This window comes from Devosia sp., from assembly GCF_039927955.1.
Taxonomy (GTDB): domain Bacteria; phylum Pseudomonadota; class Alphaproteobacteria; order Rhizobiales; family Devosiaceae; genus Devosia.
This window is the reverse complement of sequence record NZ_JBDSUA010000032.1, coordinates 20,048-31,568: the sequence shown is the minus strand read 5'-3', so window position 1 is coordinate 31,568 and position 11,521 is coordinate 20,048. Positions and strand designations below refer to the sequence as shown.

Here is an 11,521-nt window from a genome sequence, read left to right as displayed (position 1 = left end):
GCGCCTTTGGCGTCATATTGGCGAGGCGTCGCCAAGCGTCAAGCATGAAGCCAGATTTGGGCGAAAATCCAAAGCAAAAGGCCATCCCGACTGGATTCGGAATGGCCAGAATTGCCGACAGATAGCTGATTTTAATGCAGAATCTGGCTCAGGAACAATTTCGTGCGCTCATGCTGCGGATTGGAGAAGAACGCCTCTGGTTCGTTCTGTTCGATGATCTGCCCCTGATCCATGAAGATCACCCGGTTCGCCACCTGGCGGGCAAAGCCCATTTCGTGGGTCACGCAGATCATGGTCATGCCGTCTTCGGCCAGTTTGACCATCACTTCGAGCACTTCCTTGATCATTTCCGGATCGAGCGCCGAGGTGGGTTCATCGAACAGCATGATCTTGGGGTTCATGCACAGCGAACGGGCAATCGCCACACGCTGCTGCTGCCCACCCGACAACTGCCCGGGGAACTTGTTGGCCTGCTCGGGAATCTTGACGCGTTCAAGATAGTGCATCGCCGTCGCCTCGGCCTCGGCCTTGGGAATGCCGCGCACCCAGATGGGGGCCAGCGTCAGGTTCTGCAGAATGGTCAGATGCGGGAACAGGTTGAAGTGCTGGAACACCATGCCTACTTCACGGCGCACTTCGTCGATTTTCTTGATGTCGTTGGTCAGTTCGATGTCATCGACAAAAATCTGGCCCTTCTGATGCTCTTCCAACCGGTTAATGCAGCGGATCAGCGTCGATTTGCCCGAGCCGGACGGCCCGGCGATGACGATACGTTCGCCCTTCATCACCTTGAGGTTGATGTCGCGCAGCACATGGAAATCCGAGTACCACTTGTGCATGCCGATGATGTCGACCGCGACCTCATTGGCCGAAACCTTCATCTTGGAGCGATCGACCGAGTCGACGACGTTTTCGATGTTATCAATGGACATCGGTACTACCTCTTATGCCCGGTGTTGAGCCGGTTTTCCATGTAGACGGAATAACGTGAGAGCGAGAAACAGAGCACGAAGAATATGCCGATAGCGAAGGCATAACCCGTGATCGACTTGGTCGGCGTCGACCACGCCGAGTCCGAACCCGCTGACTGGATGGCGTTGAGAAGATCGAAGATGCCAATAATCGATACCAGCGACGTATCCTTGACCAGCGAAATCAAGGTGCCGACGATGCCCGGAATGACGTATTTCAAGGCCTGCGGCAGAATGATGAAGGTCATCGACTTCCAGTAGTTCAGTCCAAGCGCGGAGGCCGCCTCATATTGGCCCCGCGGCAGCGCCTGCAGCCCGCCACGCACCACTTCGGCCATGTAAGCGCCATAGAACACGGTGACACCAACCAGGGCACGCAGCAGTTTGTCGATGGTGACGCCTTCTGGCATGAACAGCGGCAGCATCACCGACACCATGAACAGCACGGTGATCAGCGGCACGGCACGCCAAAGCTCGATGAACAGGATGGAGAAGGTCTTGACGATCGGCAGATTGGACCGACGCCCCAGCGCCAGCACTACCCCGATCGGGAACGAGCCAACCACACCCACCACCGACAGGATCAGGGTGACCATCAGGCCACCCCACTTTTCGGTAGGGATCTGTTCCAGCCCGAACACGCCGCCGCTCAGCAACACAAAGGCGGCGATCGGATAGAGGATGAAGAACAGCGCCGCATTGGCGATCTTGAACGGCGCCTTGGACCAAACCAGCGGCACCACCAGCACCAGACCGACCCAGAACACCACGTTCGGACGCCAGTACTCGGTCTGCGGATAGAATCCGTAGGTGATGAAATTGATGCGGTTGGCGATGAAGATCCAGCAAGCGCCGACATCAGCGACACGGCAATCGTCAGCCGTGCCAGAGAACACCGCATGCCCGATCAGGAATTGATAGAGCAACGGAACGAGCCACAACAGGAACAGCCCGACGACGATGGTCAGGATGGTGTTGGACAACGACGAGAACAGGTTGTTGCGCAGCCAGAAGATCACGCCGGTCGTCCGCCCTGGAGGGGGCAGGCGTTCCGCTGTTTCAGTCTGCACAAAGGCATAGCTTGAATCGGTCATTGCACCCTCACCGTTCCACGAGCGCAACGCGCGAGTTGTAGATGTTCATGATCAGCGACGTGAGCAGCGAGAACGTCAGATAGACCGCCATAGTCATACCGACGATCTCGATGGCGCGACCGGCCTGGTTCAGCGCGGTCCCCTCAAAGATCGACACCAGTTCGGGGAACGCGATAGCTGCGCCCAGCGAGGAGTTCTTGGTCAGGCTCAGATATTCCGAGGTCAGCGGCGGAATGATCACGCGCATTGCCTGCGGAACAATCACCAGACGTAGCCGGTCATTTTCCTTGAGGCCAAGTGCTGCTGCTGCTTCCGTCTGGCCCTTGCTGACCGCCTGGATACCGGAGCGAACGATTTCCCCGATAAAGGTCGCAGTATAGATGGTCAGACCGAAAATCAGCGCCAGCAGTTCGGGTGGCAGATCGATGCCGCCCTTGAAATTGAAGCCGCCAAGTTTAGGAATATCGAGTCCGACATTGGTGCCGGAGAGCAGCCAAACCGCACCGGGCAGGATCACCAGGATCGCCACCGAGGTCAGAAACACCGGGAAGCGCTGCCCGGTGGCGGCGAGGCGACGACGCGCCCATACCACCAGCATGGCCACGGCAACAATCGCCAGAACCAGCGCCACCAGCACCCAGACGAATTTGTCGTCAAAGATCGGCGAAGGAATGAACACGCCACGCTGGTTGATAAAAATCACATCGCCCAGCGAATGGCTCTGCTTGACGGCCGGCATCACCTTGAGCACCGCGAAGTACCAGATGAACAATTGCAGCAGCAGCGGGATATTGCGGGTGACTTCGACATAGACCGCCGCCACCTTGGCGACGAGCCAGTTGGTGGAAAGCCGCGCGATGCCGAGGAAAAATCCGAGGATGGTGGCGAGAAAGATCGAGATCAGCGACACCAGCAGCGTATTGAGCAGGCCGACATAGAACACATCGAGATAGCTCGACGCACGATCATACGGGATGAGCGAAAAACTGACGTCAAAGCCAGCGGTATTTTTGAGAAACTCGAAGCCCAGGGATTTTCCCTGTGCCGTCAGGTTCTGGATGGCATTAGCGCCAAGCCAGAAGAATAGCCCAAGCACGATGGCGATCAGCAAACCCTGATAGAAATAGCCGCGTATGACCGGATCGTTCAGAAAGAAGGTGCGCGGCGGCGCAAGCCTGCCAGCGTTCTCCGCAGCCATGATAGTCTCCAATGATCTTTGCCCCCGGCCGCGAGAAATTTCGCGACACGTCGCTCGATGAGAAAACCCCGCCGACCAGTTGGTCGGCGGGGCTCACATCGTTAGCGGATCGGCGGAGAGTACTGCAGGCCGCCATCTTTCCAGAGGGCGTTCAGACCGCGGGCGATCCCGATCGGGCTGTCCTTGCCGACGTTACGGTCAAAGATTTCGCCGTAGTTACCAACACCCTTGATGATCTGGTAAGCCCAGTCCTTGGTCAGGCCCATTGGGGTGCCGAAGTCGCCTTCAAGACCCAGCAGACGCTTGATCGATGGGCTGTCAGAGCCAAGCATTTCATCGACATTGGCCTTGGTCACGCCTTGCTCTTCAGCTTCGAGCAGCGCGTAATAGGTCCAGCGCGTGATGTTGAACCAGCCATCGTCACCCTGGCGGACTACAACAGCGAGGGGTTCCTTGGAGATGATTTCCGGCAGGATGATGTGGTCATCCGGCACGGCGAAGTCGAGGCGGTTACCAGCCAGCGCCGAAGCGTCGGTGGTGTAAACGTCGCAACGGCCATCTTCATAAGCCTTCAGGGTTTCGTCCTGGCTGGTGAAGGTAACCGGGTTGTATTCCATCTTGTTGGCCGCGAAATAGTCAGCCGCGTTCAATTCGGTCGTGGTGCCCGATTCGATACAGATGGTAGCGCCGCCCAGTTCCTTGGCCGACTTGATGCCGGAAGCCTTGCGGACGATGAAGCCCTGGCCATCATAATAGGTGGTGCCGACGAACTTGATACCCAGTGTGGTGTCGCGGGTCATCGTCCATGTGCTGGTACGCGACAGCACCTGCACTTCGCCGGAGCTCAGCGTCTGCCAACGATTTTCAGAAGTGGTGGGGGTGAAGCGAACAGCCTTTGGGTCGTTGAAGATGGCCGATGCCAGCGCACGGCAGTAATCGACGTCCAGACCGCTCCATTCATTGTTCGCGTCGGGCAGCGAGAAGCCCGGCACGCCTTCAGTCACGCCGCATTTGACGAAGCCGTCTTTCTTGACGTCAGCGAGCGTGTCGGCAAAAGCCGCAGTCGCTGTAAGAGTGAAAGCGGCCGCCGCAACGAGAGTTACGAGCTGTTTTTGCATTGTTTATGCCTTTTGTTTCCTGACCCTGTGTGCCCGGTGCCGATAGCGGCTTCTGCCTGCCACCTGCCCCGGCGGCACCCGCCGTCTTTTGTGACGGTAGTGATGCTGCTAGCATCGAAGCCGCTTATGCTTGATGCGTCAAGGCCAATCGCCAAGTTGGGACAGGGAAACTGTCTCTTTTTTAGTCGAAATCCTGAAGTGATTTCATTTTGTGCAGGTATGGAAGATGACTGAAATACGCTACCCGGGCACATCCGGCCCGTCGGTGGAAACTTTACTCACCCACCTGGGGCGCGAGCCTGACAACCAGTTCGGCTTCGTCAACACGCCCGTCTACCGCGGCTCGACCGTGCTGTTCAAAACTCTGGCAGACCTCGACGCCCAGCAACAGCATTATCTTTATGGCCGCGCCGGCAACCCCACCACAGAAGGCGTTGAGGCCGTCGTCACAGCGCTCGAGGGCGCCTACCGCACCAAACTCGTCCCATCGGGCCTGGCGGCCATTACCATTGCGCTGCTGAGCTGCGTGAGCGCCGGCGACGACATTCTGGTCACCGACAGCGCCTATGAACCCGGTCGCAAATTTTCCGATGGGTTCCTGGCCCGAATGGGCGTCGGCGTGCGCTATTACGATCCCCGCATCGGGGCCGGCATTGCCGACCTGATCGGTCCCCACACCAGGGCCGTGCTGGCGGAAAGCCCAGGCTCGCTGACATTTGAGGTTCAGGACGTTCCCGCGATTGCGGCGGCCACAAAGGCCGCAGGAATCACACTGATTGTCGACAACAGTTGGGCCAGCCCGCTCTATTACCAGCCTTTGAAGCTGGGTGCCGATATCGTCATTCATGCCGGCACCAAGATGTTTGTCGGCCATTCCGACGCCTTTGCCGGCACGATCTCGACCACGGAAGCGGCGTGGAAGTCGGTGGAGGCAACCCGCGCGGCGCTCGGCTTTTTTACCTCCGGTGACGACGCCTATCTGGTGGCACGTGGGTTGCGAACTCTGTCCATCCGCATGAATGAACACCAGAATCGGGCGCTGGACATCGCGCGCTGGCTGGAATCACAGCCCGAGGTTGAAGCGGTGCTGCATCCGGCTCTCCCCAGCCATCCGGATCACGCCCTGTGGAAGCGCGACTTTACCGGCTCCGGCAGCCTGTTCGGCGTGGTGCTGCGCGACGCGCCGCGCTCTGCGGTCGCAGCGTTTGTGGACCACATGCAACTGTTCAGCATGGGCTACTCCTGGGGAGGCTATGAAAGCCTGTGCCTTCCCAGCATCATCCGCCGCACGGTCAATCCATGGCCGCAGAGCCACAATCTGTTCAGATTGCATATCGGCTTCGAAGGTGTGGACGACCTCAAGGCCGATTTGTCCGCGGCACTGGAGCGCTATCGGCGGGCGCGCGTGTAAAACCGGCGCAGCAGGCTGTCTGGCCGCCGCGTGATCGTGCCGTCAGGCTGCTTGCTGAACAACCAGCCTTTGCTGGCAAAGAACAGGCGCACGCCATAGGCACCCAGCGCGCCCATCACCGCGCCGCCCAACACGTCGGTGGGATAATGCATTCCCACCGGCACGCGCGAAATAGCCACAACGAGGCCAATCAGCACGAGCGGCTTGAACGAGCGTGGCCATAAAAACCCGCAGATAAAAGCCAGCGCGATGGCGGTGGTCGCATGCCCGGACGGAAAACTCTGATGCGTCCAGTCATTGGCAAACTGCTGAAAACTGAAAGCACCTTCGCTCCCAAAAACCTCGGGACGCCCCCGGCCAATGATTCGCTTGAGCAGGTTTGACAGCAGTCCCGGCAATCCGACGCCGATAAAAATGAACGCCGCAATCTGCGACACTTCCAGAGCCGCAATACGGGCCCAGCGCTGAAATACCAGCATGGCAAAGCGCGACAGCCCAAACACCAGCAGGCTTGGATATAACACCCAATCCGACAGCCCATAGTCGGTGATCACCTGGAAAGGCCAGCGCAAGGCATCGGGCCAGTGGATCGCGCCCTGCGACGCCCAGGCGTCCAATCCCGTAACAATTGCCAGCAGCATGCCAAAGCCGACAGCATAGCGCGGCCAGTTGCCGCGATTGAGGCCCAACGGCCATGGCGAGGTGAGATCAAACATGCCTTCCTTTTGGGTTTATCGCCTGTCCTCGTCAATAGCTGCGCGCGACCCTTGCCCTTTGCAAACGAACCCTGTATCGGGAGGGCGCGATGACCGGAGTGTAGCTCAGCCTGGTAGAGCACTGGTTTTGGGAACCAGGGGTCCAAAGTTCGAATCTTTGTACTCCGACCATCGCGTTAGCATCGTCCCCAACGATGCAAAGCCGAGAACCTAGGTGGTTCTCGCATTGACGGCGGCAAGCGAACCCGATCTTCTAGGGTCGAGCCATAGCGTTAGTTTGTTGAGGAACGCGCATGTCTGCACGTATCTACCGCCCCGCCCGCAACGCCATGCAATCAGGCAAGGGCAAATCCAATCAATGGGTTCTGGTCCACGATATTGCCCAGGCGCGCGAGATCGAACCGCTGATGGGATACACCTCCTCCGGCGACATGAATCAGCAGGTTCGCCTGTCGTTCGATACCCAGGAACTGGCCGAGGCCTACGCGCAAAAGAACGGCATTCCCTATTCGGTGCAGCCCGCGCACGACGCGACGCCCAAGCGCGTCAGCTATCCGGACAATTTCAAGTCTGATCGCAAGACGCCCTGGACCCACTGAGCCTGCATTCGAGACCGCTCAAAACGCCGCAATCTTTGCGGCGTTTTTTATTAGGCGGAAAGCTTGCGTCTGGCACTGTTCCGCCATCAAGGAGCTGCCAAATGAACCGCATCCGCAAACTGTCCCTCGCTCTGGCCCTGTTTTGCACGTTCCCGGCCACCGCTCACGCGGCTCCGGCGTTATGGCAGGTCAGCGACAACGATAGCAGCATCTGGCTGTTCGGCTCGGTCCACCTGCTCCCAGATGGCATTAAGTGGCGCTCGGAAACATTTGATAAGATTCTGCAATCGGCCGACGCGGTTTATTTTGAAACGGACATTACCCCCGAGGCTCAAATGGAGCTGCTTGGCGAAACCTTCAAACGCGGCATGAATGATATTGGCGAGCGGCTGAGCGATTCGCTTGATGCCAAGCAGACCAAAACTCTGACCAAGGCGGCGGCCAAGCTGGGCATGCCAATGGCCAGTGTCGAAGCGATGAGGCCCTGGATGGCCTCGTCCGCGATCACGGTCGCTGCTGTCGCCCAGAGCGGTTACGATCCCGCCAGCGGGGTCGATCTTTTGCTTGAGCAGGAAGTCGCCAAGAATCGTCAGCGCTACTTCGAAAGCGGCTCGCAACAGATCGGCTTTCTCGCCGACGCACCGGCGGCCGAGCAGATCGGACAGTTGATCGACGTGGCCGGCCGCGTCGACGAAATAGCGTCGTCAATCGAGGAAATGGTCAAAGCCTGGGCGGACGGCGATCCGGAACAATTGGCCACCCTGTTTCTCAAGGATCTGGCCGGTTACGACGCGCTCGCCCAACGGCTGATCTATGACCGCAACAAAAGCTGGATCGGCACCATCAAAAAACTGCTGGCCGACAATGAGCAGGACTTGATCGTCGTTGGCACCGGCCATCTGATTGGTGACGGCAGCGTCGTAGATCTGCTCGATGATGCCGGCTTCTCTGTAAAACGCTTGCAGTAGATCACTGCCAGCGGCGCATTAGGGCGCTATAGTCGTCGCGTGAACCTAGGCAGGAATAGACCAATTGCGCGTTGGACGATGGAATGCCACAGCGACCCGGCATAGTCCGCTCGAAGACGCGCAGGGCATCGCCAGCGGCGTGCTGCTCGTGGCGCTGGGAATTTCCATTCTGGCGCATCTGGGATTTTTTGTCGGCGGCATCGCCGGTATCTCGCTGCTGATCCGCTACGCCACCGGCTGGAATTTCGGACTGATCTACTTCGTCTGCAATCTGCCGTTCTTCGGCCTCGCGGTTCTGCGCATGGGCCGGGCGTTCACCATCAAGACCATCATCGTCGTCGCTGCGCTGTCCTTCGTCACTGCCTGGTTACCGCAGATGTTGGCGTTTGATCGCCTCAACCCGCTATTCGGCGTGGTGCTGGCAGGGATTCTGATTGGCTATGGCATGCTGGCCGTGTTCCGCCACGGCGCCAGCGTGGGTGGCATATCCATCCTGGCGTTCTATTTGCAGGACCGTTTCGGCTGGCGCGCCGGATTGATCCTGCTCGCCGGCGACGTACTGATCTTTGCCACGTCTTTTGCCTTCCTCACCGCGGGCGCCATAGGCTATTCGGCGATTGGCGCCCTGGTGCTGAACCTGTTTGTCGCCATCAACCATCGCCGCGACCGGTACGTGCCGTTGTAGGTCAAACCTCGATCTTGAAGCCAACGTCGATCTCGCTCGCGGGCAGCCCGCCCAGGCCCCAGTTTTCCCGCGACACTTCGATCAGGGTTACCTTGATGTCGTTGGCGATCAGTCCAAATGGCGCCAACTGCTCGACCAGCGCCGCATAGAGCCGCCGCTTGGCCTCGATGGTGAGCCCGATGAACAAGGTAATCTCAATGATCGTCCGGCGCGGGCTCGCGCTGGCCGATGTGATCATATTTGCCGGATCATGCTCGGTCAGCCGGATGTCGCGATCATCCTCCGGGATTTTGATCCCGATCACCAGCGCGCGTTGTACAGCCTCAAGCACTTCAGCGCGGCGGTCGCCAATCCAGCCAGAGCCGGTTTCAATACGGGTCGATGGCATTGTCTTCTCCCAACAAAAAGGGCGCAGATGCTGATCATCTGCGCCCCGGTTCATCACATGATCTCAAGCGTCAGACGTCGCTGAACTTGGTCCATTTGCCGTCGTTCTGGCTGGATTTCACCGAAGCGGTGATGAATTCCATGCCTTCGATACCGTCCCGTAGCGTTGGCAGCAGCCCATCATAGTCTGCACCGCCGCCCCGAATGACTTCGGCGAACTGGCTGTAAAGCGTCGCGAAGGCTTCCAGATACCCTTCCGGATGGCCCGAGGGGATGCGCACATTCATGGTCGACGCCGCATTGCCGGAAATGGCGCCACCACGGGTCAGCAACTGCTTGGGCTTCCCGAATTCGGTGAACCACATGTAGTTGGGATTGTCCTGCCGCCATTCCAGCCCGCCCTTTTCGCCATAGATGCGCAGTTGCAGCCCGTTTTCACTGCCGACGGCAACCTGGCTAGCCCACAGCATGCCGCGGGCACCGCCCTCGAACCGCAGCAGGATATGCACGTTGTCGTCGAGCTGGCGACCCGGCACGAAGCTGGTCAGATCGGCGGAAACTGCTTCGGTCGTCAGCCCGGTGACGAAGCGCAGCAGGTTATAGGCATGGGTGCCGATATCGCCGATCGCCCCACCAGCGCCCGAACGGGCCGGATCGGTCCGCCACGATGCCTGCTTGTTGTCGTCGCTGGTCGCTTCGGTCAGCCAATCCTGCGGATACTCCGCCTGGATGACACGGATCTTGCCCAGACGCCCGGACTCGATCATCTCGCGCGCCTGCCGGATCAGCGGATAGCCGGTGTAATTGTGTGTCAGCAGGAACTTGGCGCCGTTCTTCGGCTTGATCTCGGCCAGCGCCCGCGCATCAGCCAGTGTCGAGGTGATCGGCTTGTCGCAGATCACATGAATGCCGGCTTCGAGAAACGCTTTGGCCGGGCCAAAGTGCATATGGTTCGGCGTCACGATCGATACCGCCTGGATGCCATCAGGACGCGCTGCTTCGGCACGGGCCATTTCGGCATAGTCGGTATAGATGCGGTCTTCCGCCAAGCCGATATTCCGACCAGATTCCCTGGCCACATCCGGGCGGGACGACAGAGCGCCCGCAACCAGATCATAATCGCCATCGATGCGCGAGGCGACGCGGTGGACGTAACCGATAAATGCACCGGTGCCGCCACCAACCATGCCAAGACGAATTTTCTTGGAGCCGTTTTCAGCCATTTTATCGCTCCTTACAGCCCAAGAATCTTGCGGTTGGCAGCCGTGTCGGTGCCGGACGATGCAAAATCGTCAAACGCATGTTCGGTGACACGGATAATGTGGTTCTTGATGAACTCAGCACCCTCGCGCGCGCCATCTTCGGGATGCTTGATGGCGCATTCCCATTCGAGCACGGCCCAGCCTTTGAAGTCGTACTGCGCCATTTTCGAGAAGATCGACGCGAAATCGACTTGGCCATCGCCCAGCGAACGGAAGCGCCCTGCCCGGTTGATCCAGCTCTGGTAGCCGCCATAGACGCCCTGACGGCCGGTTGGATTGAACTCCGCGTCCTTGACGTGGAACATGCGGATACGCTCGTGATAGATGTCGATATAATCGAGATAGTCGAGTTGCTGCAGCACGAAGTGGCTGGGATCGTAGAGCAGATTGGCGCGCGGATGGTTCTTCACGCGGTCAAGGAACATCTCATAGGTGTCGCCATCGTGCAGGTCTTCGCCCGGATGGATTTCGTAGCAAAGATCGACGCCGTTCTCGTCCATGGCATTCAGGATCGGCGTCCAGCGGCGGGCCAACTCGTCAAAGGCTTCTTCAACCAGGCCTGCCGGGCGCTGCGGAAACGGGTACATGAATGGCCACGCCAGCGCGCCCGAGAAGGTCGCGTGCTCGGTGAGACCGAGATTTTTGGAGGCCTTGGCGGCCCAATGCAACTGCTGCACCGCCCATTCCTGACGGGCCTTGGGATTGCCATGCACCTTGGCCGGCGCAAAACCATCCATCATCACGTCATAGACTGGGTGAACCGCAACCAACTGCCCCTGCAGATGAGTTGAAAGCTCGGTGATCTGCACGCCATGCTTGGCGGCGGTGCCGGCCAGTTCGTCGCAATAGGTCTTGGACGTCGCAGCCTTTTCCAGATCGATCAGGCTACCGACCCAGGTCGGTATCTGCACACCCTTGTAGCCAAGGCTGCCGGCCCACTTGCAGATATTGTCGAAGCTGTCGAAGGGCGCCTTGTCCCCGGCGAACTGAGCCAAAAAGATCGCTGGCCCTTTAATGGTGCGCATGAATGCTCTCCTCCAAAGTGGCCCTGTTTATCCGCAGCGGGAACGGGCCTTGTGGTAATTTTGTAGACCGCGAGACGCCTGCCATCA

12 protein-coding genes and 1 tRNA gene are annotated in these 11,521 nt (G+C 59.0%); 5 read left to right on the top strand and 8 right to left on the bottom strand.

Features of this window, described 5'->3' with window-relative positions:
* Positions 1-131: 131 nt before the first annotated feature.
* The 4 genes from ABIT12_RS09500 to ABIT12_RS09485 all read right to left on the bottom strand — a co-directional run bounded on the left by ABIT12_RS09500 (position 132) and on the right by ABIT12_RS09485 (position 4,381).
* Positions 132-932 (bottom strand): amino acid ABC transporter ATP-binding protein, encoded by an 801-nt coding sequence (locus ABIT12_RS09500; protein ID WP_348045064.1) that lies wholly within the window; start codon positions 930-932, stop codon positions 132-134.
* 5 nt (positions 933-937) lie between these two features.
* Entirely contained in the window at positions 938-2,065 is a 1,128-nt protein-coding gene (locus tag ABIT12_RS09495) for an amino acid ABC transporter permease (RefSeq protein WP_348045062.1), read from the bottom strand.
* A 7-nt stretch (positions 2,066-2,072) separates the two neighbouring features.
* Positions 2,073-3,263 (bottom strand): amino acid ABC transporter permease, encoded by a 1,191-nt coding sequence (locus ABIT12_RS09490; protein WP_348045060.1) that lies wholly within the window; start codon positions 3,261-3,263, stop codon positions 2,073-2,075.
* Positions 3,264-3,364: 101 nt separating this feature from the next.
* A complete protein-coding gene (locus tag ABIT12_RS09485; RefSeq protein WP_348045058.1) occupies positions 3,365-4,381 on the bottom strand; it encodes an amino acid ABC transporter substrate-binding protein in 1,017 nt (338 codons plus the stop codon).
* 226 nt (positions 4,382-4,607) lie between these two features.
* On the opposite strand from ABIT12_RS09485, the gene metC reads away from it, so the two are divergent.
* Entirely contained in the window at positions 4,608-5,792 is a 1,185-nt protein-coding gene (gene metC / locus ABIT12_RS09480; protein WP_348045056.1) for a cystathionine beta-lyase, read from the top strand.
* Here metC and ABIT12_RS09475 read toward each other — a convergent pair.
* On the bottom strand, positions 5,771-6,508 hold the full coding sequence (locus tag ABIT12_RS09475) for a phosphatase PAP2 family protein (protein ID WP_348045054.1): 738 nt from the start codon (positions 6,506-6,508) through the stop codon (positions 5,771-5,773). The two genes, metC and ABIT12_RS09475, sit on opposite strands and share 22 nt — an antisense overlap.
* A gap of 94 nt (positions 6,509-6,602) precedes the next feature.
* Between ABIT12_RS09475 and ABIT12_RS09470 the strand changes: the two genes are divergently transcribed.
* The 4 genes from ABIT12_RS09470 (at position 6,603) to ABIT12_RS09455 (ending at position 8,760) form a co-directional block, all read left to right on the top strand.
* Positions 6,603-6,679: transfer RNA gene (locus tag ABIT12_RS09470), tRNA-Pro, on the top strand.
* Positions 6,680-6,801: 122 nt separating this feature from the next.
* On the top strand, positions 6,802-7,107 hold the full coding sequence (locus ABIT12_RS09465) for an ETC complex I subunit (protein ID WP_348045052.1): 306 nt from the start codon (positions 6,802-6,804) through the stop codon (positions 7,105-7,107).
* A gap of 35 nt (positions 7,108-7,142) precedes the next feature.
* Positions 7,143-8,075: a TraB/GumN family protein gene (locus ABIT12_RS09460; RefSeq protein WP_348045050.1), complete on the top strand. Its 933-nt coding sequence runs from the start codon at positions 7,143-7,145 to the stop codon at positions 8,073-8,075.
* Between the two features lie 64 nt (positions 8,076-8,139).
* Entirely contained in the window at positions 8,140-8,760 is a 621-nt protein-coding gene (locus tag ABIT12_RS09455; protein ID WP_348045048.1) for a YitT family protein, read from the top strand.
* A 1-nt stretch (position 8,761) separates the two neighbouring features.
* Here ABIT12_RS09455 and ABIT12_RS09450 read toward each other — a convergent pair whose 3' ends face one another.
* From ABIT12_RS09450 to ABIT12_RS09440, 3 genes are all read right to left on the bottom strand, one after another.
* A complete protein-coding gene (locus ABIT12_RS09450) occupies positions 8,762-9,148 on the bottom strand; it encodes a tautomerase family protein (RefSeq protein ID WP_348045046.1) in 387 nt (128 codons plus the stop codon).
* 70 nt (positions 9,149-9,218) lie between these two features.
* Positions 9,219-10,370, bottom strand: a complete 1,152-nt coding sequence (locus tag ABIT12_RS09445) for a Gfo/Idh/MocA family oxidoreductase (protein WP_348045045.1) — start codon at positions 10,368-10,370, stop codon at positions 9,219-9,221.
* Positions 10,371-10,381: 11 nt separating this feature from the next.
* Positions 10,382-11,434: a sugar phosphate isomerase/epimerase gene (locus ABIT12_RS09440; protein WP_348045043.1), complete on the bottom strand. Its 1,053-nt coding sequence runs from the start codon at positions 11,432-11,434 to the stop codon at positions 10,382-10,384.
* Between the last annotated feature and the right edge of the window lie 87 nt (positions 11,435-11,521).